The organism is Nocardia mikamii NBRC 108933, from assembly GCF_001613505.1.
Lineage (GTDB): Bacteria > Actinomycetota > Actinomycetes > Mycobacteriales > Mycobacteriaceae > Nocardia > Nocardia mikamii.
This window is the reverse complement of record NZ_BDCM01000013.1, coordinates 362327-389216: the sequence shown is the minus strand read 5'-3', so window position 1 is coordinate 389216 and position 26890 is coordinate 362327. Positions and strand designations below refer to the sequence as shown.

General features: G+C 65.3%; 29 protein-coding genes. 11 read left to right on the top strand and 18 right to left on the bottom strand.

What is annotated here, in order from left to right; genetic code table 11:
* Nucleotides 1–105 precede the first annotated feature (105 nt).
* On the bottom strand, nt 106–933 hold the full coding sequence (locus tag NMI01S_RS19905; protein ID WP_062999293.1) for an SGNH/GDSL hydrolase family protein: 828 nt from the start codon (nt 931–933) through the stop codon (nt 106–108).
* A 173-nt stretch (nt 934–1106) separates the two neighbouring features.
* Here NMI01S_RS19905 and NMI01S_RS19900 point away from each other — a divergent pair, with 173 nt between their 5' ends.
* Genes NMI01S_RS19900 through NMI01S_RS19890 form a run of 3 tightly spaced genes read left to right on the top strand, consistent with a single transcriptional unit; the run spans nt 1107 to nt 4387 of the window.
* The gene (locus tag NMI01S_RS19900) at nt 1107–3041 is read left to right on the top strand and encodes a UvrD-helicase domain-containing protein (RefSeq protein ID WP_063920792.1); all 1935 of its coding nucleotides are present in this window, start codon (nt 1107–1109) and stop codon (nt 3039–3041) included.
* Nucleotides 3042–3089: 48 nt separating this feature from the next.
* Nucleotides 3090–3896 (top strand): hypothetical protein, encoded by an 807-nt coding sequence (locus NMI01S_RS19895; RefSeq protein WP_062999291.1) that lies wholly within the window; start codon nt 3090–3092, stop codon nt 3894–3896.
* A gap of 5 nt (nt 3897–3901) precedes the next feature.
* Complete coding sequence (locus NMI01S_RS19890; protein ID WP_084513089.1) at nt 3902–4387, top strand: alpha/beta-hydrolase N-terminal domain-containing protein; 486 nt, start codon at nt 3902–3904, stop codon at nt 4385–4387.
* Between the two features lie 74 nt (nt 4388–4461).
* On the opposite strand, the gene NMI01S_RS19885 is transcribed toward NMI01S_RS19890, so the two are convergent.
* The 3 genes from NMI01S_RS19885 to NMI01S_RS19875 form a co-directional block, all read right to left on the bottom strand.
* Nucleotides 4462–6576 carry an oxidoreductase gene (locus tag NMI01S_RS19885; RefSeq protein ID WP_157126269.1) on the bottom strand — a complete coding sequence of 705 codons (2115 nt, stop codon included), beginning with the start codon at nt 6574–6576 and terminating at the stop codon, nt 4462–4464.
* 93 nt (nt 6577–6669) lie between these two features.
* Nucleotides 6670–7185: a gluconokinase gene (locus tag NMI01S_RS19880; RefSeq protein ID WP_062999875.1), complete on the bottom strand. Its 516-nt coding sequence runs from the start codon at nt 7183–7185 to the stop codon at nt 6670–6672.
* A gap of 143 nt (nt 7186–7328) precedes the next feature.
* Entirely contained in the window at nt 7329–8210 is an 882-nt protein-coding gene (locus NMI01S_RS19875) for a sterol desaturase family protein (RefSeq protein ID WP_062999288.1), read from the bottom strand.
* Nucleotides 8211–8286: 76 nt separating this feature from the next.
* On the opposite strand from NMI01S_RS19875, the gene NMI01S_RS19870 reads away from it, so the two are divergent.
* Nucleotides 8287–8907, top strand: a complete 621-nt coding sequence (locus tag NMI01S_RS19870) for a TetR/AcrR family transcriptional regulator (RefSeq protein ID WP_062999286.1) — start codon at nt 8287–8289, stop codon at nt 8905–8907.
* 146 nt (nt 8908–9053) lie between these two features.
* On the top strand, nt 9054–9821 hold the full coding sequence (locus NMI01S_RS19865) for a histidine phosphatase family protein (protein WP_245716937.1): 768 nt from the start codon (nt 9054–9056) through the stop codon (nt 9819–9821).
* A 12-nt stretch (nt 9822–9833) separates the two neighbouring features.
* Here the strand turns inward: NMI01S_RS19865 and NMI01S_RS19860 are convergent, their stop codons facing one another.
* Nucleotides 9834–10439 carry a TetR/AcrR family transcriptional regulator gene (locus NMI01S_RS19860; protein ID WP_062999284.1) on the bottom strand — a complete coding sequence of 202 codons (606 nt, stop codon included), beginning with the start codon at nt 10437–10439 and terminating at the stop codon, nt 9834–9836.
* Nucleotides 10440–10525: 86 nt separating this feature from the next.
* Between NMI01S_RS19860 and NMI01S_RS35650 the strand changes: the two genes are divergently transcribed.
* The 4 genes from NMI01S_RS35650 to NMI01S_RS19840 all read left to right on the top strand — a co-directional run bounded on the left by NMI01S_RS35650 (nt 10526) and on the right by NMI01S_RS19840 (nt 14814).
* On the top strand, nt 10526–11455 hold the full coding sequence (locus NMI01S_RS35650) for a nitroreductase/quinone reductase family protein (RefSeq protein WP_218021069.1): 930 nt from the start codon (nt 10526–10528) through the stop codon (nt 11453–11455).
* Between the two features lie 22 nt (nt 11456–11477).
* The gene (locus NMI01S_RS19850) at nt 11478–11876 is read left to right on the top strand and encodes a hypothetical protein (RefSeq protein ID WP_062999282.1); all 399 of its coding nucleotides are present in this window, start codon (nt 11478–11480) and stop codon (nt 11874–11876) included.
* Nucleotides 11877–12194: 318 nt separating this feature from the next.
* Nucleotides 12195–13367 (top strand): aminoglycoside phosphotransferase family protein, encoded by a 1173-nt coding sequence (locus tag NMI01S_RS19845; protein ID WP_062999280.1) that lies wholly within the window; start codon nt 12195–12197, stop codon nt 13365–13367.
* Nucleotides 13368–13542: 175 nt separating this feature from the next.
* On the top strand, nt 13543–14814 hold the full coding sequence (locus NMI01S_RS19840) for a cytochrome P450 family protein (protein WP_062999278.1): 1272 nt from the start codon (nt 13543–13545) through the stop codon (nt 14812–14814).
* 63 nt (nt 14815–14877) lie between these two features.
* On the opposite strand, the gene NMI01S_RS19835 is transcribed toward NMI01S_RS19840, so the two are convergent.
* The 5 genes from NMI01S_RS19835 to NMI01S_RS19815 all read right to left on the bottom strand — a co-directional run bounded on the left by NMI01S_RS19835 (nt 14878) and on the right by NMI01S_RS19815 (nt 17882).
* The gene (locus NMI01S_RS19835; protein ID WP_157126268.1) at nt 14878–15201 is read right to left on the bottom strand and encodes a hypothetical protein; all 324 of its coding nucleotides are present in this window, start codon (nt 15199–15201) and stop codon (nt 14878–14880) included.
* A 12-nt stretch (nt 15202–15213) separates the two neighbouring features.
* On the bottom strand, nt 15214–15609 hold the full coding sequence (locus NMI01S_RS19830; RefSeq protein WP_157126267.1) for a hypothetical protein: 396 nt from the start codon (nt 15607–15609) through the stop codon (nt 15214–15216).
* Entirely contained in the window at nt 15610–16863 is a 1254-nt protein-coding gene (locus NMI01S_RS19825) for an amidase domain-containing protein (RefSeq protein WP_062999273.1), read from the bottom strand.
* Nucleotides 16864–16981: 118 nt separating this feature from the next.
* Entirely contained in the window at nt 16982–17485 is a 504-nt protein-coding gene (locus NMI01S_RS19820) for a hypothetical protein (RefSeq protein WP_157126266.1), read from the bottom strand.
* A 166-nt stretch (nt 17486–17651) separates the two neighbouring features.
* A complete protein-coding gene (locus tag NMI01S_RS19815; RefSeq protein WP_062999269.1) occupies nt 17652–17882 on the bottom strand; it encodes a hypothetical protein in 231 nt (76 codons plus the stop codon).
* 617 nt (nt 17883–18499) lie between these two features.
* Between NMI01S_RS19815 and NMI01S_RS19810 the strand changes: the two genes are divergently transcribed.
* The gene (locus tag NMI01S_RS19810; protein ID WP_167669919.1) at nt 18500–19285 is read left to right on the top strand and encodes a CE1 family esterase; all 786 of its coding nucleotides are present in this window, start codon (nt 18500–18502) and stop codon (nt 19283–19285) included.
* Nucleotides 19286–19311: 26 nt separating this feature from the next.
* Here the strand turns inward: NMI01S_RS19810 and NMI01S_RS34960 are convergent, their stop codons facing one another.
* The 4 genes from NMI01S_RS34960 to NMI01S_RS19795 are packed head-to-tail and all read right to left on the bottom strand — an operon-like array spanning nt 19312 to nt 21723.
* Nucleotides 19312–19776 carry a hypothetical protein gene (locus NMI01S_RS34960; protein WP_157126265.1) on the bottom strand — a complete coding sequence of 155 codons (465 nt, stop codon included), beginning with the start codon at nt 19774–19776 and terminating at the stop codon, nt 19312–19314.
* Between the two features lie 7 nt (nt 19777–19783).
* Complete coding sequence (locus NMI01S_RS19805) at nt 19784–21073, bottom strand: hypothetical protein (RefSeq protein ID WP_062999265.1); 1290 nt, start codon at nt 21071–21073, stop codon at nt 19784–19786.
* Nucleotides 21074–21376, bottom strand: coding sequence for a WXG100 family type VII secretion target (locus NMI01S_RS19800; RefSeq protein ID WP_062999263.1), 303 nt, complete (start codon nt 21374–21376; stop codon nt 21074–21076). It abuts the gene before it with no gap.
* 2 nt (nt 21377–21378) lie between these two features.
* The gene (locus NMI01S_RS19795; RefSeq protein ID WP_062999261.1) at nt 21379–21723 is read right to left on the bottom strand and encodes a WXG100 family type VII secretion target; all 345 of its coding nucleotides are present in this window, start codon (nt 21721–21723) and stop codon (nt 21379–21381) included.
* A gap of 251 nt (nt 21724–21974) precedes the next feature.
* Here NMI01S_RS19795 and NMI01S_RS19790 point away from each other — a divergent pair, with 251 nt between their 5' ends.
* On the top strand, nt 21975–22829 hold the full coding sequence (locus tag NMI01S_RS19790) for a DUF6585 family protein (protein WP_062999259.1): 855 nt from the start codon (nt 21975–21977) through the stop codon (nt 22827–22829).
* 475 nt (nt 22830–23304) lie between these two features.
* Here the strand turns inward: NMI01S_RS19790 and NMI01S_RS19785 are convergent, their stop codons facing one another.
* Genes NMI01S_RS19785 through NMI01S_RS19770 form a run of 4 tightly spaced genes read right to left on the bottom strand, consistent with a single transcriptional unit; the run spans nt 23305 to nt 26768 of the window.
* Nucleotides 23305–24489 (bottom strand): RDD family protein, encoded by a 1185-nt coding sequence (locus NMI01S_RS19785; protein ID WP_062999257.1) that lies wholly within the window; start codon nt 24487–24489, stop codon nt 23305–23307.
* An 18-nt stretch (nt 24490–24507) separates the two neighbouring features.
* Entirely contained in the window at nt 24508–25158 is a 651-nt protein-coding gene (locus tag NMI01S_RS19780) for a hypothetical protein (RefSeq protein ID WP_062999255.1), read from the bottom strand.
* A gap of 3 nt (nt 25159–25161) precedes the next feature.
* The gene (locus NMI01S_RS19775; RefSeq protein ID WP_062999253.1) at nt 25162–26436 is read right to left on the bottom strand and encodes a hypothetical protein; all 1275 of its coding nucleotides are present in this window, start codon (nt 26434–26436) and stop codon (nt 25162–25164) included.
* Entirely contained in the window at nt 26433–26768 is a 336-nt protein-coding gene (locus tag NMI01S_RS19770) for a hypothetical protein (RefSeq protein WP_062999251.1), read from the bottom strand. Before NMI01S_RS19770 ends, NMI01S_RS19775 begins: the two co-directional genes overlap by 4 nt.
* Nucleotides 26769–26890: the final 122 nt, after the last annotated feature.

Genomic DNA, 26890 nt, shown 5'->3' with positions numbered 1-26890 from the left:
CGAATTGTTTACCGCATCACGGGCCGCCGCGGGTGATCCGACCCGAGAAAAAATTCGTTTTCCGGCGAAGCGGACAAACTGCTGCGCGGCGAATCCTTCGGTCATTCAGGGCATTCCGCCCGGCAGGACCGGTAGCAGGTCAGGGCGTTTCGCCGACCGGCCTTCACCGGTCGACACGCCGCGTAGTCGCCGCCACACCCACGGGCGCAATGTCGCTGCCACCCAGGCGAGTTCGCCGACCGCGCCGGCCGCGCGGAAACGTTCGGAGCCGTCCGGCGGCAGGGCCCAGTTGTGATCGGCGCCGTCGAGACCCAGGGCCTCCGCTGCGGCCAGCGCGAATCGTTCGTGGCCCAGTTCGGAGCCGTGCAGCCGGTCCGCGCTCCACATGCGCAGATCGACCATCGAGGCGGCGCCGAACAGATCGACCAGTCGCAGGTCGTACCGGCTCGCGCACAAGCGAATTCGATCGTTGATCAGGTCGACGCGCGGTCCGATGTAGCGGGCGGCCAGCGGCACGATGCGGCGCACATCGGGGAATGTCGTTGTCACTACCGTTGCGCCGCCGGCGGTCAGCTTCGCGTACAGCTCCTCCATGAGGTCGAGTGCCGCGGCGAAATCGGTGCCGGGCGCCGTGACATCGTTCATGCCCGCGCAGATGCCGACCAGATCCGGGTCCATCGCCAGAGCGGCGTCGAGTTGTTCGTCGCGGACCTGCGCGAGGCGGCGGCCACGCACCGCCAGATTGGCGTACCGGATCTCCGGATTGTCCTGAACCAGGCGCTCGGCCAGCCGATCGGCCCACCCGCGCAGGCCGGTGCTGTCGTCGCCGTCCCACAGCCCCTCGGTCTGGCTGTCGCCCATCGCGACGAAGCGTTCGTAGCGGTTCGGCGACGCCGCCGGACCGTCCGAACGCGGCGAGGACAACGTCGTCATGGCAGACCTCCGGACGGGATCGGCCGATGTAGACCGCTCACACCGGCATTCCCGACCGTATCATCTGCACTCCCTCGCGCAATGTAATACCTTGATAGACACAGGTTTTGGTAGCCAGGGGTGTGGCGGCTCCACCACGGACCCGCCCGGCTACGCCGGTAAGGGGGCCCGTGATGGCCGATATCAACTTCGAGCGGCGTCGTCGAAGAGTGGCGCAACAGCTCGGCGAACTGACCGTGCTCACGCCGGCCTGGCGCCGGTTCCTGTCGGTGCCGCTGATGCGCAACGGCTGGCATGTGCTCGTGGAACGCGAGAACAGTCGTTCGGATCGCTTCGACGCTTACGCCGTCGGCCCGGGCGGCGTCTTCGCCCTGGTCCTCACCGATGTGGTGCCGCCCGCCGCGGAACTACGCCGGATCCGCTGGCGTGCCGAGGAGACGTTCGCGAATCTCACCGCGGGCCGCGCCCGGTATGTGCCGCATATGATCGAGGTGCTGCTGCTGATGGACGAGGCGGCCGACACGCCGGTCGAGGCCCGCTACGTCGCGGTCGACCCGACCACCTTCGCCGCGCGGTTGTTCGCCGAAGCGAGCCTGTCCAGCCGGAGCGCCCGGCAGATCGCGATGACGGTGGCCGAACGCAACACCTGGTTCGCACTGCTGTCCGCCGACAGCGGTGCGGTGCCCGAAACCCTGCCCGCCGAAGGGCTTTTCGAGACGACGACGCTGCGTGCGGACGAACGAGCGCGGGCGTTGAAGCGACCTTTCAGCGAATGGATGACGTTCCTCGACCCGGCCCAACTCGACCTCGTCTACCGAAACTACAACGGCCCCGCGCGATTCAGCGGTCCGGCGGGCACCGGGAAGACCGTCGTCGCCCTGCATCGCATGGCACGGCTATCCAAAGAAGGCGCCGGGCGGCAGCTGTTCACCAGTTTCGTGCGGACACTGCCGACCTATCACGAATCGGGATTCCGGCGCCTCGCACCGCATGCGGGTGAGCGGGTGGAATTCACCGGACTTCACGCCTGGACCACCCAATTTCTGCGCAGCCGCGATATCGGCTGCCGCCTGGGCAGCGGCGACAACGCCTTCTACCACGCCTGGCGCAACGCCCGCCGCCACCTCGAACCCCTCGAACCGAACCCGAGCTACTGGAAGGACGAACTGCATCGGGTCATCAAGGGTCAAGGTATCGATCGCGACCTCTATCTGAAGATCGACCGCGTAGGACGCAACGGCCTGCGGCTGGACAAAACTCACCGCGAGCTGGTCTGGGCCCACCTGTACCTGCCGTATCAGGCCGCGCTGCAGGACCTCGCGACGGTCGACTTCAACGACGTGATCGATCTGGCGATCGACGAACTGCGCGCGGCGCCGCTGGACGCACCCTACGACCTGGTGGTGGTCGACGAGGTCCAGGACTTCACGCTGATGGAACTCAAACTCGTCCATCAGATCGCCGGTGGCACCTCCACCTCGCCGCTGCTGCTGGTCGGCGACGGCCAGCAACAGGTCTATCCCGGCGGCTGGCGCCTGTCCGATGCCGGCATCCCGATCGTCGGCCGCGGCGCGGTGCTGCGCACCAACTACCGCAATCGCGCGGCCGTGCACGACTGCGCCAAGCGGGTCGACGCCACGAATACGGTCGACGACCTCGACGGCGCCCCGGGATTCGTCCTGCGCGACAGCGAGGTCGTATTGCCGGGCGGCACCGCCCGCTCGGAAACCTTCTCCCGGTCGCGGGCCGAGGAGAAGGTGATCGCGGCCCTGACCGACTCCGGATATCTGCACTCCGACGTCGCCGTGATCACCGACACCAACCGCCAGGCGGAAAGGATCCGGGCAGCATTGCGACGCCAGCGGATTCCCGCGGTCTCGCTCGAACACTACGACGGCACCCAGCACGATGTGGTGAAGGTGGGAACCGTGCATCGCGCCAAGGGAATGGACTTCGCCGCGGTGTTCCACCTCACCGACGCGCCGACCGCACCCGTCGACCGGTTGCGCGGCAGCGAGCGCGACCGGGCGGAGCTGGCGGCACGCCAGACCATCGTGGCGCTGACCCGCGCCCGCGACCACATCTGGATCGGGCTGATGAAGGATTGAGGGCCACGAGTCGGTCTTTCTCAGCCGAATCGGTTACCTTCGGCATCCATGACCGTCGCATCACCGGGTTCGGCCGGGCCGCCCGCCCTGCCGGAATCGACGCCCACCGCACCCGCCCGAGATCGCCGGCCACGACGCCTGGGCAAGGTCCGCCAGGTGGTCGTCTCGGTGATGCTGGCGGTGATGACCGCCATGGTCCCGCTGGCCTTCGCGCCCGCCATGCCCGCCTCGGCGGCGGTGGCGAAGCCGGGTGTGGAGAACGCGCCGGCCCGCGCGGCGGTCACCGATCTGGTCGGCGACCACCCGTGGTCGGTGGCCGTACCCACTGATTTCGCCGCCGAGGCGGGCTATCGTCCGGTGGTCGAGAACGGGATTCTGGTCGATCCCGACGGGGACTGCTCGTCGCCGATTCAGCTTCCCGCCGAGTTCACCGAGGCCTGCAAGGCACACGACCTGGGCTACGACATGCTGCGTTACGCCGAACAGCGGCAGCAACCGCTGCAGCCGTGGGCACGCCAAGCCATCGACGCCACCCTGCAGCGCCGTATGCACGCCGCCTGCGATACGCGCACCGACACCGCCGCCCGCGCCCGCTGCGATGTTCTGGCGACGGTCGCCACCACAGGCGTCGATCTGAATTCCCGGAGGCAGAACTACGCCACCCCGGACCCGGAGTTCCTGTTCGGCACGCCACTGTCGGGCGAACGGCTCAGCGACCAGCTCCTCCATGTCGGCGGTCCGGCCGCGGCGGGAGTGGTCTCGGCGGGGATCGTCGGGATCGTGGCGTGGCGGCGGCTGCGGCCGGCCCGGCTCGCGGTCCCGAACGTCATCGCGGAAGCCGGTGCCGCCGGGTGACAGCTATGACAGTGCAGAGCACAACCCCACGGTCCGACGCGACGACGAAGCCGCGCCGGCATCGGTCCCTCCACGTGCGCCCCCGCATCGATACCGTTGTCGCCGTCACCCTCGCCGTCGTGATGTCACTGCTTCCGGCCGTCCTGCCGCGCACCTCCGTATCCCAGGCCATCCTCACCGGTGTGCCGGTGGCACTCGCCATCGGAGTAGCCGGGGTGGTGCGCACGACACTGGGCCACTGGCGGATCGATATCGATGAACGCTTCGGCCGCCACCGCGTCCCGATCCTGCTGCTCTGCGGATTCGTGGTGACGGCGGTCGTCGTGCGCGCCGCGGCGTGGCAGAACGGCCTGCACGCGGCCATGGGTGAGGCTCCGGTCGGCGCGGCGTACTGGCTGCGCTGCGCACTGGGAGCGGCGGCGATCGTAGTGTTCCTGGTCGGCATCGGGCGTGGAATGCGTTGGGGAATAAGGAAACTCCTGCGACTCTGAGCTCCGGGGGAGAGCGATCCGATCATCGGGGCTTCCGCCGGGCGGTCCGCACCGATTCACGGCGCCGCACTGATCTACAGCGCCGCGGCGACTTTCCATGCCGAGTGGATCGCGCCTTCGATGTAGTCGACCGATGCGGCGTCACCCACGACGTGCACCTCGGGAACCAGCCCCGCCAGGGCATCGGCCAGGGGCGCTCGCGCGGAAACACCCGAGGCGACCACAACCATGTCCGCCGCCGCCGTCGACGTCCGGTCACCGACGCGAAACTCCACGTGCCGCTCGGTGATTCGCTGTACGGTCGCGTGCCGGTGGATGGTGACGCCCGCCTCGCCCGCGTGCCGAACGGCGGTCCAGCGCCGGGGCATCGCCATCGGAACACCCAGCTGCTGACCTTCCTCGAGTAATGTCACGGTGCGGCCGCGTTCGGCCAGGAACTCCGAAAGTTCCAGTCCGACAAGCGAACCGCCGATCACGACCACGTTCTTGCCCATCGGCAGGAATCTGCGCGTCACCGATCGGATCGCGGCGGGGCTGTTCGTGATACCGGAAATCTTGCTCAGCTTCGCGAGGGCGCGCAGCAACGGTGGCACCCGGGAGACGTCTCCGACACCGGTCATCACGGCGCGCAAGGTATCACCGGTGTGCACGTGCGGCAGATCGCCGCCGGGGACCGCGGGGCGATCTCGCACCGCGCCGGTGGCCACGACGACCACGTCGGGATTCAGCGCCTGGATCAGCGGCGCGGTCGCCTCGGTCTTCAACCGGATGTCGATGTCGAGTTGCTCCACTCGGCTCTTCAGCCAGTTCAGCAGGCGCTCGTTGTCGGGCGTGGTCAGACTGGAGAACCAGAGGGTGCCTCCGAGGCGATCCGCCTTGTCCAGCACCGTGACTCGATGTCCGCGCTCGGCCGCGAGACGGGCGACCTCGAGCCCGCCGGGACCGGCACCGACCACCACGATACGTCTCGATGTCGTGCTGCGAGCCGACGGAAGAACTTTCTCGTCGCCGAGTGCGGGGTTCACCGCGCACAGCGGGGTGTCGTCCCAGAAGTTCTCCTGCACGCACACATAGCAATTGATGCAGGGCCGGACGTTCTGCGGTGTCCCGGCACGGAGTTTGTTCACCAATTCCGGGTCGGCGAGCAATTGCCGTCCCATCGCCGCGAAATCCGCCTTTCCCTCGGCGATGATTTTCTCGCCGATCTCCGGCAGTACCCGGCCGACAGTGATCACGGGAATCGAGACGGCCTTCTTCACCTCGCCCGCCAATTCCGTATAGGCGCCGACGCGGTCGGGGAGCGGCCCATCGGTGAAGTTGGAGAACGGGTTGCGTCCCCAGCCGGTGACATGAACAGCGTCCGCGCCGGCCGCCTCGAACAGCGCCGAAGCCTGCTTCGCCTCCTCGGTGGTCAGCGCATCGTCCGCACCGAATTCGCGCCCCGCGATCCGCACCAGAATCGCCAGCGCATCGCCGACCTCCGCCTTCACCGCGCGAATCACCTCGACCGCCAACCGCGCCCGATTCTCCAGCGAGCCACCGTAGTCGTCGGTCCGCTTGTTGTCCGCCCGGCTCAGAAAGCCGCCGAGTATGTATCCGTGCGCGCAGTGAATTTCGACGGCGTCGCCACCGGCTGCCTTCACCCGCCGCGCGGCCTCCGCGAAACACCGCACCACCCAATCGATATCGTCCTGCGTGGCTTCGCGGTAGGTGGCCTGCTTGCCGCCCGTGACAGCCGCCAGCTTCCGCAATTCTTCCGGGGTGTTGTCGGCCAGCGCCGACATATCCGCCGATCCGCGCGGCGCCGACGGAACCAGCAGCCGCCGCCCGTGCACGGTATCGATCCGGGCGATCTTCCCGTGGTGCGTCATCTGCACACACAACTTGCTGCCCGCGGCATGGACCGCGTCCGCGAGCGCGCGCAGACCGGGAATGAACCGATCCTCGGACAGCCCGGGTTCCTTGGTGCTCGCACAGCCCACCGGATAGGCGACGGCACAGCATCCGGTAATGATCAGCCCCGTCCCGCCGGCCGCGCGGGCGAGGAAATGATCGATATCGCCCTGCTCGATCTCCCCGTCCTCGCAGAGGTTCATATCCATCGCGGGCAGAACGACGCGGTTGGCGACGGTCATCGGCCCGATGGTCCCGGGGGCGAGCAGGTGCGGAAAGGTCTGGTTGCGCGGCACGCGTCGACGCTAGAACTCCCGGCTGCGGCTCAGGGCAAACCTCCCGATCACCGAGACATCGACCGGGTGCCGTCGACGATGACCGGAAACGCACTAGCCGGTGTTCTGCCTGTGCAGCAGCGCAGCGGCCTTCTCCGCGAGGAATTCCGGTGGTCGATCGGTGTGGAGAACAACCCCGCGCTCGGCGGCGTCCAGTGGCTCGAGGATCCGCAGTTGCGAATCGACCAGGGAGACGGGCATGTAGTGGCCACGGCGGCCGGTCATGCGCTCGATCAGTTCCTCGCGTTCCGCGGTCAAATGCACGAAGCACACCTCGGGCGCGGCGGCCCGCAAGATCTCGCGATAACTCCGCTTCAGCGCCGAGCACGCGATCACACCGCCGGTCGTCTCGACCATCCGATCGTGCAACCAGCGCCCCACCGCCGCCAGCCACGGCGCGCGATCCTCGTCCGTCAGCGCGATCCCCGCGGACATCTTCGCGATATCGGCGGGGGAGTGAAGGTCGTCCGCATCCGCGAACGGAATACCGAGCCGGTCGGCGAGCAGACGGCCGACCGTCGATTTCCCGGTGCCGGAGACCCCCATCACCACCACGCAGGCCGGGCGCATACGGTCGGTCACCTCTGGCACGGTAGCCGATCCGGTTACCGCGGCCGATCGTGGGCGGATATTCGCCGAATCCTCAAGCAGCCCGGGCGCGTCGGCTCCCGGACCTCGCGGGGTGGGCGAGGCCGGAGCTGATGCCGGTGCGGTCAGCGAGGAGGTAGCCGATCGCCGGTCTCGCTCGGGTCCGCGGCGCCGGGCCGCCACCCCGGTGGCCCGAACACATATCCAGCCCATTCGCGAATTCGTCCGGTGGAGCGTAGATCTCGCCACAGCGCTCCGAATTCGTAGTACTGGAGCGTGAGGACGTTCGAGCTCTCGATATTCTTCGTGAGCCCGTAGGTGGGGCGGAAGGTTTCGGCGCGAAAGGTGCCGAACACGCGGTCCCACAGGATCAGGATGCCGCCGTAGTTGCGGTCCAGATACTCCCGATCGCTGGCATGGTGCACGCGGTGATGGGACGGGGTGTTGAAGACGAATTCGAACCAGCGGGGCAGTTTCCCGATGGTCTCGGTGTGCACCCAGAACTGGTAGATCAGGTTGAACGACCAGGCCGTGAAGATCATCCACGGTGGCACGCCCACGAGCGGCAGCGGTACCCAGGCCAGGAGTTCGAACCACGGATTCCACTTCTGGCGCAGCGCCGTCGCGTAGTTGAAATATCGGCTGTTGTGGTGCACCTGATGCGCCGCCCACACCACCCGGACGCGATGCGCGAGGCGGTGATAGGCGTACCAGAGCAGATCCACCGCGAGCATGACCCCCAGCCACGACAGCGGATTGCGCGGATCGACCTGCCACGGCGCGTGCACGTACAGCACGGCGTAGCCGACGAGTGCGGCGAATTTCGCGGCACCGCTGACGAAGAGTGAGACGAAACCCATGGTCAGGCTGGTTCGCGCATCGGTCACGTCGTAGCCGGCGCGATCGTCGGCATGACCGCGCAGCGCGGCGATCTCCAGGACCATCGCGAGCACGAAGAACGGCACCGCGTAGGTCACCGGCTGGTTGATCTGTTCCCACAGGGTCATCGCAGGCACTCTCCGGAACGACTATATGACCCTACGGTCACTTCAATGGAAGTGACCGTAGGGTAAGTTCGGGCCTATGTCAACGGCCGCCGGACTCGGAACCAAGGGCATGCCCGCGCGGGACCGCCGCGAGGAGATCCTGATCGCCGCCATGCGGGAGTTCGCCGAACGCGGGTTCGCCGCCGTATCGATGGTGTCGATCGCCGGTCGCGCGGGCATCTCCAAGGCCCTGGTCTATCAGCACTTCACCTCGAAGGAACAGCTCTACGCGGAGTGCCTGACCGTCCTGGCCGACCCGCTCCTGGAGCGCCTCGACGACGAAATGAATCCCGCCACAGCACCTTTCGCGATGCCGGGTAACGCGCTGCGCGGCCTCTTCGACACCCTCGGCCCCGACCGCACCGCCTGGCGGATCATCCACGACCCGACCGCTCCGGCGTCCGGCGCGGTGGCGGATCTGGTGCACGGCTACCGCAACCGGATCGCCGCGCACGCCGACTCGGGCGTGCGCCGGTTCCTCGACGCCCTGGGCGACACCGACGAACGCGATATCGAAGCGCTCGCCGGCATCTGGACCGCCGCGGTCGACGCGGTAATGGCTTGGGCGCGTGCACATCCCGAAGAATCGGCCGGCGACCTGACCGCCCGCTTCACCCGCCTGATCGACATCGTCTTCTCGATCGGGGCGACACGCTGAATCACCCGGCTTCGGCCGGCGCGGCGGTGGACCTGCCCGGTAGTCCGGGATGGCAACCCGATCGGGCATGCTGGAAACCAACCGTGAACACCACCCGCCGGCCACGCGCACCCCGGTCGCGCAGCGGGACCGAAAGGCAGGATCGGATGACGGCAATGGGTCCCGACCCGTCGAGCGCATTCCCGTCCGTTCCCTCGGTCGCGATTCCGCCGCGATATCGCATATGCGACCTCTGGATCGTCCGCCACGGTGAAAGCCGAGCCAATGCCGCCTTCAGCGCCGGCGCCGACGAGGCTTTCCCCGGCAGCGACTCCGACGTCGAGTTGACGCCCACTGGATACGGGCAAGCCGCTGGGCTCGGACGGTGGCTGGCCGGCTTGACACCGGACCGGACCCCGCAGCTGGTGGTGTGCTCCCCGTATCTGCGCGCTCGGCAGACCTGGGCGGCGATGGCCCGCACCGCCGACGGCATCACCGAAGGATGCGGCGCCGTTCCCGTCGTGGTGGACGAACGCTGCCGCGACCGTGAGATGGGTATCTTCGAATTGTTTCCGCCGCAAGCCATTCGGCGCCGAGACCCGCAGGAGTACGAGCGTCGCGCCCGCCTCGGCGATTGGTTCTATCGGCCGCCGGGCGGAGAATCGGTGGCCGATGTCGCCCTACGTATGCGTGATCTGCTCACCGAACTCGACCGGACCACCGCCGAGCGAATTCTGATCGTCGCCCACGACGCGATCGTCGTCACCGCCGCTCACGTCCTGGCCGGTGTCGGAGCGACGCCCCTCGACGCTCCGTTGCCCGTGCCCAATGCCTCGATCACGCAGTGGCGCAACGATGAAACCCATCTGCGGCTGGCGGCATGGGGCCTCACGCCACCCGTGCGCGATGACGCGATGCCGGAGCCCGATGCGTGATCGCCCCGGCCGTCACAGGGACCGGCCGGGTCCGGCGAACAGGCCGGCGCGCGCGCCCGTCAGCGCCACTCTCGCGGCGGCATCGGCGGTACCGTCGTCCACCCGCTCCCCGGTGATCAGCACGCGGAAATAGATCGGGGCCACCAGCGTTTTGATCATCTCCGCCGGATCGGTGCCTTCGGGCAACTCCCCGCGAGCGACCGCACGCGTCACGACGGGCAGCGTTTGCCGAATGCGATCGCGGAAGACGTGCCGGGCGGAGTTCGGGGGTGCGGGCAGGCCCGCCGCGGTGGACACCATCACCGCCAGAATGGCCCGGCCGGAGGCGCTGGTGGTCCATGCGACGAGGCTGCGCGCGAGCGCGCGGAGATCCTCGTCGACCGAACCGGTATCGGGAATGGGGATTTCCGTCGCGACACTTTCGGCCAGCGCCTCGGCGATCAGGCTGTCGCGATCGGGCCACCGCCGGTAGACGGTGGTCTTGTGCACTCCGGTGCGCTGAGCGACGTTGTCGATCGTGAACGCGGCGTATCCCCGTTCGCTCAGCTCGTCGACGGTGGCGGCGAGCACGGCGGCGCGGACCTTCGGCCCACGTCCCAGAGGTGCGGTCGGACTCATTGCAACTCCTAGTTGCGATATCGCGGACGGGCGGGCATCCTGACAATATCGCAACTCGATGTTGCGATATTCCGATGGGAGTCTCGATGCTGTCGAAGTCCGTCCGGGGAGCCGCACTCCTGTTCCCCGGTCTGCTGGCCGGAGCGTTCGGCTACGGCGCCGTCAACGTGCTGTACGCGTTTCGCGAAGTGCCCCTTGATGTCCGGTTCACATTCCACGTCGCGCTCATGCGAGTCAACGGCCCGGTCATGCAATCGCTGATGGCGCTGGCCGTGCTCGGCACCCTGGTACTCGCGGTGCAATCGAGGGGAGGGCGGCGCCGGGTCGCCGCGGGCGCCACGGTGCTGGTGTTGCTCTCCTTCCTGGTGACGCGGTTCGGGAATGTGCCGATCAACCAGCAGATCAAACGATGGGCGGTGAGCACTCCGCCGACGGATTACGCCGATATCCTGCGACGCTGGGAACTGTTTCATTTCACCCGAACCGGTTGCGCCGTAGTCGCATTCATTCTGGTGATCGTCGCGGTGGTCGGATTCAGCTCGACCGATGACGGCATCCGTCGGATGCGGGAAAATCCGCACCGGACGCCCTCCGCGCGACGCGATATCCGCAATCGCATCGTCGTACTCGCCCATCGCATCGGCCTGCCGTTCGGCCCCATTCACCTGCTCACCATGGCCGGTCGTTCGACGGGAAGTCCCCGAACCACTCCCGTCGCCCCGATACAACTGGACGGCGCCCAGTACCTCGTGCAGGCATACCCCGATGCCGAGTGGGTCAAGAACGCCCGAGCCGCCGGCCGTGGCGTCCTCACGCGTGGCCGCAAGTCCCGGACCGTCGACCTGATCGAAGTGCCCGAACAGCATCGCGGGCCCGTGCTGCGCGCCTTTCCCGTGCAAAATCCCAGGGGCGCACAGGCGTTCGTCAGAAATGGCCTGGTCGATTCCGGCTCGCGGGACAGCTTCGCCGACGCGGCGAACCGCTGCGCCGTCTTTCGTGTCGACCTCGTCGCGTGACGCCGCATATCGAGAGGGAACGATGATTCGCACTTCGTTGACGCCGATCACCGGGCAAGCCGTCGGCGTTCTTGCCGACGGCGCCGTCAAAATACTGCTCGCCGCCGTCTACATCGCCGCCGCCGAATCGCTGAGTCATCAACTCGGTGTCGCTGCCTGGCTGCTGATCGCCTGCGCCATAGCCCTGCTCATCGCGGGTGGCAGTGAACTCGCCTACCTGCGTAGCCGCCCGATGAGCACGTATATGCGGCTCATGATCGGCTACGACAGCGGCTGGTCGATCGTGACCGTCGTCGCGCTGCTGCTGGCATGGCAGGGCAACCGAACCGCCGGCGAGTTCTGGATCGGTTATCAGACGATCGCGCTCGCCTTCGCCGCGCTGCTGATCGCGGCAGACGGCCGTGACTCCGCGCGGGAATGAACCGGTGCGGCCGGTTGTTGGTGACTTGCTGCGCCGACTCAGCCGACGCGCGGGCGCCGGTGGTTTCCGCGATAGGGGAATACCTGCCGCACAGTCTGTTTCGAATGGTGTGAGAGCGGTCTCGGCTACCCTCGAGATACCAGCGAGTAACTCCATCCCGCCTGCCCGCTGTTGCATCGAAGAATTGAGGCAATAGGTATTTTATTGTCTTGCAATGCTTTCGAGTGCCGTAAGGTACTGTGCTTCTGGCGCCGGGATCGGTGAGGGCGCCTGTTCGCTCGGATAATCGTTGTCTTACAGTGGAATCGAGATACGTGCGTGAATCACAAGCTCTGGTTGCTCGGTCGTTCTGCCACCGTCGGGACCCGGATGCTGGGTGAGAAGATTCGCGGGCCGAGATCGCGCTCCCTGACCGACGTACCGATCTCCGGAGATCACGTCACCCCCGAATGGCTGACCGCGGTGCTGTGCCGCGATGTTCCCGGGGCCGAGGTGACGGGCTTCGAGACGTCCAACGGAAGTAGCGGCACCTCGACGAGGGTCGCGATCCGGGTCGAATACAACGAGGCGGGAACCCGGGCGCAGCTGCCGACCCGGTTGTTCGCCAAGACCACCACCAGTTTCAGTCAGCGCATACTGCTGGGCGGCGGAAAGATGATCGACGGAGAAACCCGGTTCTTCCGCGACTTCCGGCCCGCCGTCGACATCGAGGCGCCCATCGGATACTGGGGCGCGTCCGATCCGGCGTCCTGGCGGTCGATCGCCCTGATGGAGGATATCGCCGCGACCCGCGGCGCCGTGTTCAGCGAGCCCACCGCGTCGATCACCCGCGAACAAGCCGAGGATCTGGTCCGCAATCTCGCCCGGCTGCACGGCACCTTCTGGGAATCCGAGGCGATCGACGTCCTCAACACCCCGGCGTACATGCTCGACGTGTACCTCTCCGCGATCGATATGAAGAAGCGGTGCGAGGTGGGCCTGCGCCGCGCGGAGGAGGTCGTTCCGCCGACCCTGCACGGCAGCAGCGAACGGCTGTGGGCCGGTGTCGAGCGGGCGGTGGCCATCGCGACCGAGGAGGTTCCGCCGACGCTGCTGCACGGCGATCCCCACATCGGGCAGACCTACGTCACGAGCGCCGGCCGCATGGGTTTCGTGGACTGGCAGGTCGTCATGCGGGGCGGATGGGCACACGATTTCGCCTACACCGTCAACTCCGGATGTGAGCCGGAAGACCGCCGAGCGTGGGACAGGGACCTGCTCGCGGCGTACCTGGACGAACTGGGGGAGGCCGGCGGTAAGCCGCCGGCCTTCGACGACGCCTGGTTGCTCTACCGTCAGCAGTCGATGTTCGCCTACGCCGCATGGGCTTTCACCATCGGGCGCGCGAGCTACCAGCCCAGGATGCAGTCGAACGAAACCTGCCTGACCCTGTTACGACGCATCACCACGGCCATCGACGACAACGATTCCCTGGGCGCCCTCGGCGTCTGAAGCACAGTGTCCGCAACGAAATACCCCCTGCTGTAACGCTTTACCACGAATGATCATCGTGCTGCCGATGGTCGTCCCGGCCAGGGTCGTCCGGGTGCGACCAGCGCAGCCTTCGACGCGCGCGACATCCTCATGCAGTTCGACACGGCGCGCGATACGACAACTGGAGTGGTTGATGACTACGTCGCAGTTCCCGACCCGCCCGACGATGTGTCCCGTTGCCCACGGCTCGCCGACGAGTTCCGACGGCCCGCGCGTCCCGTTGTACACCCCGGATTTCTCCGATGACCCGCATCGGGTCTACCGCGAAATGCGCAGCAGGTACGGCTCACTCGCGCCCGTCGAACTGGCGCCGGGCGTGCCCGCGACGCTGGTGATCGGCTATCGCACCGCGGTGCGAATTCTCAACGATCCCGAACACTTTCCCGCGGACCCGCGCGTCTGGCAGCAGACGGTGCCGTCGGACTGCCCGATTCTTCCGCTGCTGGAATGGCGTCCGATGGCCAGCCGAAGTTCCGGCGCCGATTTCCACCGGTACCGTGAGGCCATCACCGCCGGTATCGACGCCGTCGATCTCCACTCGCTGCGCGCGGCGGTCGAGAAGGCCACACTTCCCCTGATCAACAGCTTCTGCCAGGACGGCCACGCGGAACTGATCACCCAGTACATCTACCCCCTCGCGTTCGAGCTCGTGAACGTCATGCTCGGATGCCCGCCGGAAATCGGCGCGCAGGTCGCGGCCGGTACCGCCAAGCTGCTCGAAGGCGTCGACGCGGAGCAGGGCAACCGCATTCTCGGCGAGGCGCTGATGAGTCTGGTACGGCTCAAACGAGCCACCCCGAGCAACGACATCACGTCGATCCTGCAACAACATCCGGCCGCCCTCGACGACACCGAGGTCTCGCATCATGTGTCGCAGATCTACGGCACCGGAATCGAATTCGAGCTGAACCTGATCGCCAACACCTTGCTGCTGGTACTCACCGACGACCGTTTCGGCGGCAGCGTGCTCGGCGGGAATCTCTCCTCCCGCGATGCGGTGGACGAGGTGTTGTTCAACGACCCGCCCCTGGCGAACCTGCTGATCACCTACCCGCGCCAGCCGATGCTGATCGACGATGTCTGGCTACCCGCCAATCAACCGATCGTGATCAGTATGTCTGCCTGCAACAACGATCCCGTGATTCGCAGCGACGATATGACCGGCAACCGTTCCCACCTGGCCTGGGGCATCGGCCCCCACGCGTGCCCCGCCCAGTCGATCGCGTATCTGATCGCGCAGGAAGCGATCGACCAACTCCTCGACGCCCTGCCCGAAATCGAGCTCGCAACCGACGCCCCGAGCTGGCGGCCCGGCCCGTTCCACCGAGCATTGACGGCCTTGCCGGTGACCTTTCCCCGCACCGAGCCGCTGAATTTGAACAACAAGCCGGCAATGCCGGGGTGAGGCGGGGGCTGTTCAGCGCAGGGTGACACCGTTCGGAACACGTCGAGAATCGCGCAACCACTGTTATTCGGACATGGAGTCCACGGCCTGACCGATTCGACCGAGACTGGTCGCGTACCGCTCGTCGACACTCGTTCGCGCGCTGACGACCTCGACGATCTTCTTGCCGATGCTCTCGAGCTCCGTCAGGCTCGACAGGATGTCCTGCTTTCGCGCCGATGCGAAATCGACGAGCGCGGGACCGGTCTGCCAGCCCTCGTTCGCTTGCCGCGCCGGTTCGATCTCGTCGAATTGTTGCTCGACCCGGGCGCGGGATTCGTTGCTGTTGGTGGAGATGTCCACCCCGGCCTGTTGTGCGGCCGCGGGGTCGATACAGACGTCTGTCATGGTGAAGCCCTGTCAGAAGAACGCTTCGCACGGATGGTAGCGAGGCGAGATCGGTTCATCGGTATCCGGTTGCAGCAGTGCGGATCCCACGACCAGTGCGTAACCGATACCGATGATCACCGCCGAAGCCGCGACAACGATCCCGAGGACCTTTGCCGGCGTCGAGGAGAAACGAGTGGCGGACACGAGGAACACCACTGCCGCCGCGGCAGCACAGATCAAGAGAACTGTCGCGGCCCAGCTCGCGGCGGTGGCGGCCGTCGGAACGGGAATAGTTCGCGCACAATGCGATTCGAGAAGAGCATCGGCCCGCTCATCCAGCTTGTGATCGGCGACCGCCAAGAGGAGGACGGCAGATGCGAAGCAGGCGAGGAAGAGTGCTGCGGACACGATCGTGGGGCGTTTCAACTACCAGGTCTCCTTCGGCCGAATGATCCGGACGTTCTGGGTGCCGCCGTCCTGATTCGAGAATCCGATCCGGTCGGTCAGGCTGAAATCCTTCCCGTTGGTGGTGTGCTGGGAATAGAGGATGTCACCGTTGGGAAGTACCGCGGTCACGACCGCCGTGTGGTGCGCTTCGCCCGGCTTGTAGTCGCCGACGTTCTGCGTGTGCTCCCAGTACACGAGATCACCGGGTTTCGCCCCGGCCGTGCCGACCTCCTCCGCCCCGTTGTTCAGGAAGAAGTTCTTCTGCTTCTCGGCATTGAACCAGGTGTCGCTGTGGCTCAGTCCCTGCAGGGATCCGGGCCCCGGCGGATCGAAGTTGATTCCCGCCGCCCGGCTGCGGTTCCAGCCGTCCGAATCGGTGGTCAGGGTGCCTTTGTAATCGAGGCCGGCCGACGCGAGAGTGGTGGAAACGAAGTTCGCGCAGTTGTTCTGGAATTTGTCGATCGATGTATCGTTCGCGTGGTCGCGCGCGAACTGCACCGCCTTGACCGCGTTGTAGCCGTTGGAACCTTCGAGTTCCTTCTTCACACTGTCGGGAATCCCGTTGAGATCGTGGAGTTCGACCGGCACCGCCAACATGAGCTGCTTGCGCCGATCGACGGCCAGCGAGTCCCACCATGCCTTCACCACGTCGGCGGGCCGGCCCTGTGGCAGGGTCTCGCGAATGGCGTCGAGCGCGTCGGCCACCGCCGCGGACTGCTGCTTCAGCGCATCATCGAGCGAGCTGGTGTCGACGTTGATATTCAGTCTGCGCAGCGCGCCGGCGACTTCCTGGTCGGCGCGATCCGCCGCATCGATCGCATCCTTGATCAGCGCGTTGTACCGGCGGCAGTCATCCGCCGCGGTCTCCGGATCGTGATGCCCGGCAGGCACGACCAGAACGTCGCCGTCGAGTTCCAGGCCCGCGACCGTTCCCGCCGTGATCGCCGACCCGGCCTGGGCCTGCGCGATCCGAGCCGCATCCTCCAATGTGTCCAGCGCGGTGACGGCGCCCCGCAACAGGACGCCGATCTCCTCCAACTTCCCCGTGACATCGGAAATCCGCCCGCGCACGATCTCGCCGAGATAGTCGGTCCAGGATTCCTCGAGCCGCCGCGATCCGTTGGCATGGATCTCGGCGACGGCCTCCTCGCAATCCTTGGCCGCCGCCAGCAGATCATCGGCCGCGGCCTGCCAGCTGCCCGGATTCGCGTACCGAAGTTGATGCAGATCCATGACCGTCCCCCCGTGCCCTCGATGGTGGTCTGAGGGTAGTCAAAACGCCAAAAACGGGCAAACGGAACAAATTTGGTGGCGCAGCGATCTCGGCTGCGTGGTCGCACGCGTCCCTGGGCTACCTGCGGTGTCGGCCGGTATATTCGTCGGTCGACGGAGAATCCTGAGCGCCGTCGCGGTTGTCGCCGTCGACGCCGGATCGATCATTCGCACCTTTGCCGATTCGGCGCGGTTTGGCGATGCGCCGGATGCCGGCGGCCGGGGCAGTTTCACCGGCCCGTTTCCGTCGCAATTCGTCGAGGTCGACGACACTCGCATCCTGATCGGCGGGGCTGGCGTCATCCGTCGCAGGACCCTTATCGGCCACCGCGGGGCCGTGCCACGCCGCGCCCGAATCCATCGGCCACGATCCCGTCTCCCGCTGCAATTCCGCTCGCATGACGGGACGGGTCGGCGCCGGATCGGGGCCGCGGCCGCCCTCCGAACGCCACGTCTTACGCGGAGGCTCGGCGGCGTCGTCGGCCACCCGCCGGGGACGCCGCGGCAGCTGGACGACCTTCGGCGCGCCCGCCCCGGTGTTCTTCGGAGCGGATCGCGATCCCGGTACTTCCTGGTCAGACATCGAATTACCGTGCGACGAGCGCCGCTGTCCCAGTCGCGGCGCCGGTCGGGTCGCCGAGTCGATGTCCACTCTTGTGGCTGATGGTGGTGCTCACATCCCTATTGTCTCAGAGCGCCGCGGGTGGGAGCGAGGTCGGTGCGGCCGGGCGCGTGACGCTGTCGAATCATCAGAGGCAGTGCGCGGGCGGAGCCGGACTCCAGCTGCCCATGCAGCCCGCGCCGATGTACGCGAGCAGATCGATCACCGTCGAACCGGTTTGCAGGACGACAGACTCGTTCGCCGTGATCTCGTCGGTGTTGTTGTACTCCAAGGGGATTCCGGTTCCAGCGCCGGCCGTCCCGGCCGGGGCGATCCCGAAGGCGGCGACTGCGACGGCGAGGACGGCTAGTCGTTTCATGGGGTTCCTCTCGACCAACTGCATCATGTTTCAGCGTTCGGGCCAGCATAGTGTGAAGTGTTTGTGTTTCGGAGTGGATCTGCAGGGTTTGCAGGTGTGCGGACCGCCTGCTCGCGAGGATGAGACCTGCGGAGGGGCCGCGAGCCGGGGGCTGCTGCCCGCCCTGGTTGCGGCCCGTTCGACTATCCAGGGATTGGCCGCATCGCCTTGGTGGTCGTTTCGGTGATCGCGCGCGGGAAGCGCTGCTGCTGCGGCAGCAGTTGCCCTCTACGTCGATGATATCGAGGCCACCCTGGCCGCCCTGCGGGAGCGCGGCGTGGTCTTCGAGAAATACCTGCCGGTGTGCCAGTCCGGAAAAGACGTAGCCGATTCCGGAGGTTCACCGTCCTGGACGTCCGGGGGAATCTGATCCATCGAGGGCGCTTCGGGGAACTGTCACAAATGGCGTCGAACCTCAGCGAACCAACCCGCACTGCGATAGTTTTGAACGGTAGTAATTCAATTTTCCTGTGGGGCGGGAGTATTCGTTGCATCGCATCCCTACGTACGGACCCGTATCTCGAGCCGTAACAGTCATCACTGCCCTCTTCGCGCTGGCGATGCCGAGCGTGGTCGCCGTGGCCGAGTCGGCTCCAGCGGAGCCGAATGCTTCACCGGCAGCGTGCTCGCTGGCCGCCACGTCGGAGACGCGCACCATCAACGGCCAGCCCTACCTCCTTCGCGTACCCAGTGGGCTGACCGGTGCCGCACCGCTACTGATAGCGCTCCACGGCGGCGGGAGCAACCCCACTACGTACGAGAACCAGTCCGGCTGGACACCTTTCGCCGCGCAGCAGAAGTTCATCGTCGCCTACCCGCTGGGTGGCAAGAAAGACGTTCCCGAACCCAACCGCAGCTGGTACTTCGAAAACGGCAACAGAACGGACGTGGACTTCCTGCTGAAGGTCATCGCCGATATCGAGGGCTACCGCTGCGTAGACACCAAGCGCGTCTACATGACCGGTCACTCCAACGGCGGCCAAATGACCTCCCGCATGGCCTGCGCCGCATCAGCGCAACTGGGCGCGGTGGCGATGTACGCCGGCGGCTCGCACGGCGGCTGCGAAGACGGCGTCCCGATCCGCAAACTCTCCTTCGGCTTCTTCACCGCCGACAACGACTTCACCCAGGCGCCGGTCTACGCGGCGCACCTCCAGTGGCGCGGCACCATCGGCTGCGGCAACGACGCCGCCACCGAGACCGGACCCGAAGTGGCGGAAGGCTACCGGTATTCCTGCGAGCAGGGCGCCAACGTCGTATGGCGCAAATACAAAGCAGGCAGCCACGATTGGCCGAGCGGCGACCGAGGGGCCGATGTGCGGAATCGCATGTGGCAGCTTTTCCGGAACCATCCGCTGCCGTGATGCTGAGGCGGGCGCGTTCGATCCAGCTATTGCGAGTTCTCGAAGCGATCCCAGCGAGCAAGGTCTTCCAGGATGGGTCCGGAATCCGGCACGCGATACCACCACCATTTACGTGTGCTCGGATCAATCTTTGCGACCGCGGACATCCGTTTTCCTGAATCCTCGACCGTAATGGACCGGTATCGGTTATCGGTCGCGGATGCGTATCTCGAGACCTTGTCGGCCAGCGGTGGGGGCAGGAGGTCGATCGCTGTGTCCAGGTAGTCGCGTATGGTCAAGGCTGCGCAGAAGTCATATTCGTTCCAAACGGTGCGATCGGACCAGGGCAATGACCTGTCGTTGTCAATTTTCTCGATATGCGCAGCCCAGGAATCGGCTAATCGGATCGCATCGCGCCGATCGCCCGACGCAAGCGTAACCGAACGATTGTCCAGCTCTGCGCGTTCAGTCTCGGAAAAATGAACAGCTCCACCGCCGTTGATATCTGTCACGATCTCCTCATAGCTTCCATGCTGTGGACTTCCAGGGCAATTCGTAGTTGACGACGACTTTTATTCCCTTATAGACAAATTGCTCCGCCTGCTCTGGAGTGCGCCCGTCTCCCATCGGCTCCGGTGTTCCGTGTTCCAGCGCGTCGTGGACCTGCGCAGGGGTCGGTCTGTCCATCGTCGGGTCGCCATTTCCGGTATGCCCGTTGATGAACTCCTCGATCTCGGCCTGAGTGTATTCGCTGTGCCGGAAGTCGGGCTCGTCGGAGGATTGCGGGTGTTCGCCGCCATCGATGAGGACCTTCATCGCGATGATGGCCGCGAGATTGGCGGCGACCTTTTCGAGGTCGCTTGGAACGGCGTCGAAGGCTTTGATGGTGACTGCCGCGGCGGCCACCAGGGCGGTGTAGCCGAAGATTTCTGCGAGGGCGCTGGCGGAGAAGGATTCCTCGATGGCGCCGATGGTGGCTGTGACCGCACCTGCGATGGCTTCGCCCGAGACCTCGACGGACATACCGACGGTGAAGATGGCAAGGGCTATACCGGCGACAGCGGCAGCGGCGACACCTGCCTCGAGCCAATTGATCTTATGAGCTGTGTCCTGGCCGAACGAGAGTGTGGCGTCGTGATACTTGCCGATCGGGGCGCTGACGTTCAGCGCGGCGGTTGCCACGGAGTCGGCACCGGTTTCGAGGGTTGCGAAGTGGTCCTGGATATGTTGCCGGTTGGTAGCGTCGTCCATGCCATCGAACAAGCCCGAGATGGCCGAGATCCGCGCTGCGGCGCCGGTGACGGTTTCATGGGCGGCGAAGGTATTCCAGACCCCGTGCGCAGTTTCCAGTTTCGCGGCGTCGCCATTGGGAAGTTTGTGAAACTTCTCTATAACCTGCGCTACAAGCTTGTCGAAGAACGCTGTGACTCCGCCGCCGTGTTCGAATCCGAGCCCGTTGTCGTGGACCGAACTGGGGATGTTGACCGTGTATTCGCCGACTTGATCGGTACGGGGCCTCGGCGGGGCTGGTGTGGATTTGTTTGCGATGCCCCAGTTGTAGCCCTGGGCGTACAGGACCGCGCCGTAGTTGGTGAGCGCATTCGCGAGGCTGGCGGACGCTTGCAATGTCTTGCGGGCTGCGTCGTCGTAGGTCTTTCCCCACTCCGCGCATCCCGTGGCATCGCCGGCCATACCGACACATGTGCCTTTGACCGCGTCGTGGACCGGTTTATCGGCCTTACGCAGTTCGTCGGCAAGCTGATGGCATTTCTTGGCGGCCTCGTAGTAGGTCTGCCAGTCGACGTTCATCTATTGCCCGCTCTGCAACATGCGGCGGTTGAGCTCCAGCGCGCGGGTGTAGGCGGCGTGCGCCTCTTTGGCAGCGTCGCTCATCTCGCGAACGCCGTCCACGAGTTCTTTTGCGCCGCTGATCCATTCGCGGTGAGCGTCGTCATAGGCCTGGGCTGCGACGCCTTCCCAGCCGCTGCCTTGCAGTGATGCGACGCGCTGTTCGATATCGGTGAGGTGGTCACCGATGAAGCCCGCGAGTCCGGCCAGGCGGGTGACGATCTGGTCGAGATGATCGAGGTCGACCGAGAACTGCGACGCCATGGCTAGGACCAGTTCAATGTCGGGATATTCAGTGCCGCAGCGCTGTCGGCGTCGACCGACCGGAACGTCTCCGCGGTGACACCCAGCTTCTCCGCCATCGTTGCCAATGCCTCGAATATCTGGCGCCCGCCGTCGTGCACCTCCGTCCAACCTTCGGAGAACTCGTCGGCGTAGTCGCCGGTCCAGCTGCCGTTCAGTAGTTCGGCGACGTCCTTGGCTGCGGAATCCAAGGCTTGGGACAAGGTGTCGGCCAGCCCGTAGATGTACGTGCCGACGTCGCGCACCTGTTCCGGGACAACCGAAAATCCCTGGCCAGACGCTGGAACGTTCCCCCCGCTGTCGCTCATGGAGCGATGCTAAACGATCCGTCGACCGGCCGTCCATCGCGATGATGTACGAGCGCAATCGGGAAATGGGCAGGTCACCGCCGATTCGCTCGTGAGGACGCCGGGTCGTGGAACGATGATCGAGTCCGCCGGCGGGACGGAACCACCTGCCGCGGTTGAGGTGCTCCGGTTCCCATCGACAGACGTAGCTGAGGTCTGACCGTCCCGCAGGCCGCCGGGACACGTCGCTCGTCGGATAGCCTTGCAGCCGAGTGCAATACATCTATCGAGGGGGCAAGGTGTCCGATACGGCTGTCCGGGATCGCGAAGATCCGCAGTTGCTGGCACAGATCGAACGAGCCGCAGCGCAAGCGGATCTCGGCGCACATCGTTCCACTCATCCGGCCGTGCATCCGGAACACCGTAAGAACATGCAGTTCCTCGGTATCGCTGCCCCCGTCCTCGTCGTGGCGACCGTGATCGGCATTGCGATAAACGGCAACTGGTGGTTTCTCACCGGAATCTTCGCCGTAGGGTTCGCGTTGGCTCTGGTGGGAAACGTGATCAAGAGCCGGCCGTACTACGACAGGAATCGTGGCGTCCGACTCGATCTCTACGCCCGAGGTCTGATCTACACGCAGGCAAGTGGGCTGCGTGTCGTTCGTTACGACCGGACCTCGCTGTTGCACGCGACGACCGATTATCACCGCGTCGGTGAGAAGCGCGTGTTGCGAACCGCATATCGCTACGACCTCGTCGATCTCGATGGTTCGGAATTCCGGATGGACGGCATCCTGGCGAACCCCCAGGATTGGAGTCGTGCGATTCAGGACGGTGTGTTCGAGGCGCAGGCGCCTTCGACCTGGGCCGCGCTCGAGGCGGGAAGGCGAGTGGAGTTCGGTGACGTGTGGATGACACGGACCGAGCTGGGCTACCGAGGAAAGCCGATACCCTGGAGCTCGATCCAGCGAGTTTCGGTTCAAAAGGGCGTAGTCGTCGTCGATGTCACCGGAGGCGGTTTGAACCCGCCGACAGTCGCCGTCAGCCGAATCCGCAATTTCGGCGTGTTCTTCACGTTGGCCGAGCGTCTGTGCACAACGTCCGGCCACGAAAGCCCCACCCGCTGAACGTCATCGGCTCCCTGTCGGCCGTGCCAGGTTCCTGATCGCCGCGGACTTCAGGTCGCCGTCGTGTTGGGCCAGGAATCGTACTCAGCCGGCATCCAGCTGGTCGCGATAGAGCCTGGTTCGGAGACACCCCCGCATCAGACGCAGCGCGGCGCAGGTGCATCGTTGAAGCGGTTGATCATCTGCTGACCGGGGCTGCGTTGAGTCATGTCTTGTTCTCGCACAAGGTGATTGGACCGCCGGGCCCCGACGCCGCATACCGAGCGCCTGGTGAACATGGTCGTGACGGGGGCGAGAGGTAGTGAATGATCCCCTGACTACACGGTACGCACTATGTCCCCGGGTTCTGGTTGCTCGGATATCGGTCGGGAGAATACGAATTCTTTGTCGCGTGAATTGAACGATGTCGGAGTCTCGGCAGTCGTGGCCGACAGTCCTGCCCAAGTGTCCTCGGCGGTAGCCCGTACCTCGGCCGCTATAGCTGGCCGGGGCGTCGGCCTGCCACACGGTTGCGTTCGCGCACATCCCGCCACCGGACGGCTGTCATGAAGTAGTTTTCGTCGTCGTCAGGGCCGATGCCGTCGCCGAGGATGGCCAGCGGGAGATAGAGGTGGAACAGCCAGGTGGCCAGGAGTCGGCCGAAGGTCGGATAGCGGTTGGTGTCGGGTTGTATGGCGACAAGGCCGAAGATGGACTTACCGATGGTGGTGTGGACGATCGACTGGATGACGACGCGGTCGACGAACGATGCCGCCAGCCAGCAGCACAAGGCGATGAGCGGGTTGAATTCGATCTGCTGAATATTGTGGGTGCGCAACGCTTCCGGAGAGAACCCGGGCGCGACCAGCAGGGCTATCGCGAAACCGGACAGCAGATGTAGCGCGAAGTCGACGATGAACGCGCACGTTCGCCGCAGCTTGCGAGGAGACGGATAGCCGGAATCCTGCAGGCTGCCGTATCTGATGCGCGGTGGTGTGGGTTTCGCGGTTGGCGACTTCATGACGAGTGTGCCATTTTCGCGGCTCAGTTGGTAACCAGCGTTACCGGCTGTCGCAGAGTGCTCTTGTCCGCTCCGCGGTCCCTCGGCGCGATCGGTGAATGTGAACCGCGGTGGCTGCCTTGCCTTGGAGTAATAGGCGTAGCGCAGATCCTCGCCGCCGGGCCGGGAGATCACTCCATACTTTTTCGGATCGCCAGCGAACCAAATCTCCGGGGTGTTGTGGTCGACCAACTTTCCGAGATCTTTCGGCCAGGTGCTGAGGATGAGGGTCGAGACAGGGTTTCGGTGGGGATCGAGTAACATCACCCATTCATTTCGTCCTGCCCTGATGTATTGGATCTTCCATCTTGTCCAGGCGTAGCGTTTGACCGACCTTCGGCGCCGGTGTCCGATCCAGACAAAGGTGCCGCCCACGATCGTGCATATCGTGAATATGACGGCGGTCGGGGAGATGAGCAGTCGGCCGATTCTTTCCGCGCCGTGGATCCCCGGCCGGTCGAACTCGTTGATGAGCAGGAGACACAGACCGCCGCACGCGATGCCGATGAGTAGCAGCGGCCAGCGGAAGAACCAGTTCCTTCGCAGGGCGGCGCGGGTAGCGGGCCACTCGATGGCCGGACTCGATTGTTGCATGGACACCTGATCGGGGGGACTTTCCATCGGCGATCAACCTTCGTTTCACATGTTCAGCGTGGAGGGCCGGCTTGGCGTCTTATCGAGCTTCGCCGATGCCGCGAGCAGGAAGAACATTTCCCGGAAGTTCGGGCCTTCGGACATCGATACGGTCGAGAACTCGATGGCGGCAATGGTGGTCCCATCTTCGGAAGGGATGAAGGCCTCGAGCTGGAAGACTGCCGCGGAACCAGATTCTGTTGTGAGATCAGTGATTTCGGGTTGCGGTTCTGTCCGGATGGACTCTGCGAACAGGATGGGTCGGCCTTCGATGTCGACCGGCTCAACGATGAGGGATGCATCCTCCAACTTCTTCGCGGTCGCGATATCGCCCAGAGTCAGTCGAGGACTCCGCGGTTGGCCGTACTTCATCACCGAAATCACCAGCCACGAGGCGACACGTTCCCCCGTGTCCGAGACATGCTGTCCGAGTCCGCAATAGCGAGTATTGCCGGCGACCAGCGCAGTGAGGAGAAATTTCAAAGTGCCCACGACGTCGGCGACGGCCTCCGCCGGCATCCCGTCGCTGAACTTCTCGACAAACGGAAGAGCCGCATCGAGACGATGATCGATGTTGTGGAGGGGGAGTTCGAAATATCCAGGAGGAATCTCGACGGCGAGTTCGTATTCGGCGGCCGAGCCGATCGGCTCCTGCACTTATCAGTCCTCTCGCCATTGGTTGTAGCCCCAGTGTCCGATATCGGACACCGAGGTCTTGACCCCCTTCAAGACCTTCAACGCGACCGCAGGATCGGGGATGCTGTGCGCCCCTTCCACATTGGTGAATTGCAGTACTTTGTGGACGCCCGTTGCCACGCCGGAGTCGTTGATCTTGTCGGCGAGTCCGAACCAATTGCCGTCGATCGTCTTCTGATTGAGCCAGCCGGGTGCGTGCGCTGATTCGGACCAAGCGCGCGCCATCCCCTCGAACCGGCCGACGTCCCCTGCCGCGTCGCCGAGAAGCGCGACCTTTCCGGCCTTTCCCAGTGCCCCCGCACCCGGGATGAGGCTCATCGCATCGCCTCCGATGGTTCCCGCAGCCTTCAGCTTCTCCTCCCAGCTGCCGTGCAACAGAGCGTCGCGCATGTCGGCGTCGGTCGCGTCCAGGGCCAGGGCGCCGGCGCCTGCCGCGAGTGACACACCCAGTGCGATCGCATCGATCGGTGGTGGCGTGACGATTGCCAGCAAGCCGGAGACGGCCGAAATCATGGAGAGAGCTTCGTGTAGGCCTTTCCGGTGGTCATCGATCCACTTGCCGACGTTTTTCACCGCGTCGGTGATCGTGTCCCAGATGCTCTTGTCGGGCGGACTGGGCGCGAAATCCTTGGCGGCCGCATCCAATTCGGCGGCGATCCGTTTCGCGAGCCCGCCGTGCTCGGTTTCCAGATCGTGTGCCCGTTTGATGAGGGCGTCGATGGTCGCTTGCGTATCGCCTACTGCGGTACCGGCGGACCGAACCCACGCAGTTGCGGCGTTCAACCGGCGTTGGGCATCAGCCAACTGGTTCTGGTCGGTAAAGCTCGTATTGGCCAGTCCCAGATCGGGATTGGCCTGCGCCTGCTGGAGAGCGGCCTGGGCCTTGGAGTGTTCGCTGCGAGCTGCGGCCGCCTCGGTCTCCAGGCCCTTCGCGTTTTCCTGGTAAGCCACCAGGCCGGTGTGCCATTCGTCGAGCAGACCAACTGCGCGCTCGAGCGAATTCTGTGCGTAGCCGAGGTCCTGCGCGAGTGTGGCATCGAAAGATGCGCGAAAGGCGTCGCCGCCATCTCCGACCCAGACGCTGTCGTTACTGTTGCGCAGGCGTGTGAGCAGGCCGTTGGTCTCCTTCACGCCCTCGTATGCCGAGTTGATCTGCCCTCGTAGTCCGGCCACGTGGTCGGCTGCACCGGGGACGGGGTTGAACCCCAAGTTCGGATACGGGTTTGCGGCCGCCTTCACGCCTGTGTCTCCGGTGCAGCCGCTTGGGGTGACGCGGGGGTGGTCGTCTGTGCGATCAGCTGGGCAAACTGCGAATCAACCTGCTGATATGTGTCGTGGCACTGAGATATGCCATCCGCGGTCGTGGTGGCAGCCTCGCCGATGCGCTGGATTCCGAAATGCCACCTGCGTTGAAAGCTGTCAGCGGCGTCATCGAGGGATTTCGTACCGATATCGGTATGGCCGTCGTGGGCCATAGCCTTCATGGCATCGTTCAGGAGCTGCTCCGAATTGCGCAGCAGCTGAACCGCTTTGCCCAGCGCCTCGATATCAACTTGCAACAGCCCGGCCACCGGACACCTCCTCGTCTGCCGACCGCCTGACGACGGGATGTCGGCAGGCGAGCGGACGTCATGGTCGCTCGAAGAAGAAGACGCACGTAAATCCGGAACGGTTCCGCGGGGAGACAAGATGT